Origin of the sequence: Salipaludibacillus neizhouensis (assembly GCF_002886185.1) — a bacterium.
GTDB classification, from domain to species: domain Bacteria; phylum Bacillota; class Bacilli; order Bacillales; family Salisediminibacteriaceae; genus Salipaludibacillus; species Salipaludibacillus neizhouensis.
Window position 1 is genome coordinate 255,751 of the sequence record NZ_KZ614148.1, and the last position, 2,440, is coordinate 258,190.

Below are 2,440 nucleotides of genomic sequence, written 5' to 3' on the forward strand. Positions count from 1 at the left end.
AAAACAGCACCGACACGATCACCGTGTAGCGAAGATGTGCCAAGTATTAGGTGTTTCTAAAAGTGGCTACTACGCTTGGTTAAAGCGTCCTAAAAGTAACCAAAAAAAGAAGCGAGAAAAGTTAACCTCACGCATTAAGAAAATCCATTTAGAGTCAAGGAACACATATGGAAGTCCAAAGATCACAAAAGTATTGCAGGGCAAAGGGGTCAGGGTTTCTCAGAAAACCGTGACACGGATCATGAAGGAAAATGGCATCCGTTCTAAAACGGTTAAAAAGTACAAAGCAACAACCAACTCTAAGCATAATCTACCGATCTACCCGAATCTATTAAATCAACAGTTTACCGTAGAACGTCCAGGCCAAGTGTGGGTAGCTGATATTACGTATATATGGTCAAGCGAAGGATGGCTGTACTTAGCATCGGTTATGGATCTTTATTCAAGGCGTATTATAGGCTGGGAAATGGATGGACGGATGACGAAGGAACTGGTTGTAACAGCTCTAAAACGAGCGATGATTACACAGCCACCAACATCTGGCCTTATCCACCATTCCGATCGCGGAAGCCAATATGCCTCAAACGACTATCAAGCGTTATTACGCGAAAATGACGTTACTTCAAGCATGAGTAGAAAGGGTAACTGTTATGACAATGCATGCATAGAGTCCTTTCATGGTGTGATTAAACGCGAGTTAATTTTTCATGAAAACTATAAGACTAGAAATCAAGCGAAAAGAAGTATCTTTGAATATCTTGTGAGTTTTTACAATTACAAGCGAATCCATTCAACCAATAATTATATGTCTCCAATGGCTTATGAAAAGCAGTATTTCAAAGCTGTATAGGAATACTACCCTCTCTGTAAGAGTTACGTCCCTTACTCTTAGAGAGGACAGCAAGCAAAGCGCGGTAGGATTAGACTACAGTCTCCCTATTCGCTGTGTCCATTTTCTTGACATAATATCAAAACACGAGAAGAAAATTTAAAACAACGACGACTTAAACAAGCTACTTTTCCCGTTCATAAAATGTTAGATGCCTATGATTTTAGTTTAATGCCAACCTTAAACCGAAACCGATTTTTAACGTTAGGGCAAGGTGATTTCGTAGAAAAAAAGGAGAATATCATTTTCCTTGGTAACAGTGGCACAGGGAAAACTCATTTAGCTACAGGAATAGGTATTGAAATGATTCAAAATGGATACAAAGTCAAGTTTATAACGGCATCAGAATTGGTAGAAGAACTATTGATGGCAAAGGAAGAACATAAACTAAACTCTCTAGAAAAGAAGTGGCTCAAATTAGATGTGATCATTATAGATGAACTTGGGTATGTGCCCTTTTCAAAGGTTGGATCAGAGCTATTGTTTCAATTTTTCTCCAGTCGATATGAACGTGCGAGTGTCATCATTACAACCAACTTAGAATTCAGTGAATGGACGAGTTTATTTGGCGATGACAAGATGACTGCAGCTCTATTAGATCGACTCACTCATCGATCACATATCCATTTATTAAATGGCGAATCATACCGTTTTAGGCAAAGTATGAAACAGAATGAAAGAGGCTAAAGAACATGCGAAAGTTGGGAGGGGCAACCCTCTCCCAACTTCCAATCCTACCCATTAATGGGGGGACAAAGATGATAAGTGGCTCACTTTTAAAGTGATCGCTGTGGCTCAATATTATGTTGACAAAAACAAGGTTTAACAAAAGCCTGGGAAGCATTTCAAGACGAGGAAAAACAATGGACGCTTATTGGTATGAAATTTCCTGAAGGTAATTCCGAGTTAGTATTAAAGAATAACCCAAATTTGAATTTTGCTGAAACTGAGATTGTTGTTGAAGATGTTCGGGAGACTTACGAATCATTAAAACCTAATCCTGAAGTTCAATGGATTCGCACTCCATTCCCTAATTCTTTAGGTGGTCATGTGGCTGTAATGCAAGCTCCAGACGGAAATGTTTTTGTTTTAGTAGGAAAATAAAGTAGTAGAGAAGGGCGTTAAATATGGAATTTAAAGAAATTATAAAGAGTTCATTTGTGTTAGTAGGTTTTAGTGCGGCAGGAAAATGGAGTGGCGATATTGTTCATCCAATTCCAGAACTATGGGAAAAATCGTATAAATTTATCAGTGAAAACAATGTAGACAAAATAGTAGGAGTATGCCTTCCTCCAAGAAGTGACCATTATTTCTATACATGTGGTATTGAGTTAGAGTCTGTTGATTTCCACAAAGTTGAACAAGGAATGACTTTACATACATTTCCTACACAAAAATATGTTGTATTCAAACATATTGGTCACGTTAAAGAAATTCCAAATACTTACGGGGAATTATGGAAGATATTTTGATAAGGAAGGATATAGAATAAAAGAAGGAATGCCTGAAATTGAAATAGTAGACACTAATATGTACGGGAAAGAAGAAACA

At 37.7% G+C, this 2,440-nt stretch carries 3 protein-coding genes and 1 pseudogene; all 4 read left to right on the forward strand.

Features of this window, described 5'->3' with window-relative positions; translation table 11 throughout:
- Positions 1-850 (forward strand): IS3 family transposase (locus CEF18_RS24120; RefSeq protein ID WP_223292468.1); only part of this gene is annotated, 850 nt, incomplete at its 5' end.
- Positions 851-967: 117 nt separating this feature from the next.
- Positions 968-1,576, forward strand: a complete 609-nt coding sequence (gene istB / locus CEF18_RS24125; protein WP_110939045.1) for an IS21-like element helper ATPase IstB — start codon at positions 968-970, stop codon at positions 1,574-1,576.
- Between the two features lie 171 nt (positions 1,577-1,747).
- Positions 1,748-1,993: pseudogene (locus tag CEF18_RS24130) on the forward strand (VOC family protein); the annotation flags it as partial.
- Positions 1,994-2,016: 23 nt separating this feature from the next.
- Positions 2,017-2,361 (forward strand): GyrI-like domain-containing protein, encoded by a 345-nt coding sequence (locus CEF18_RS24135; protein WP_223292469.1) that lies wholly within the window; start codon positions 2,017-2,019, stop codon positions 2,359-2,361.
- Positions 2,362-2,440 lie beyond the last annotated feature (79 nt).

Bases quoted from the DNA above. Each gene is read 5' to 3' on its own strand.
- CEF18_RS24135 (WP_223292469.1), top strand. From the start codon at position 2,017: ATGGAATTTAAAGAAATTATAAAGAGTTCATTTGTGTTAGTAGGTTTT.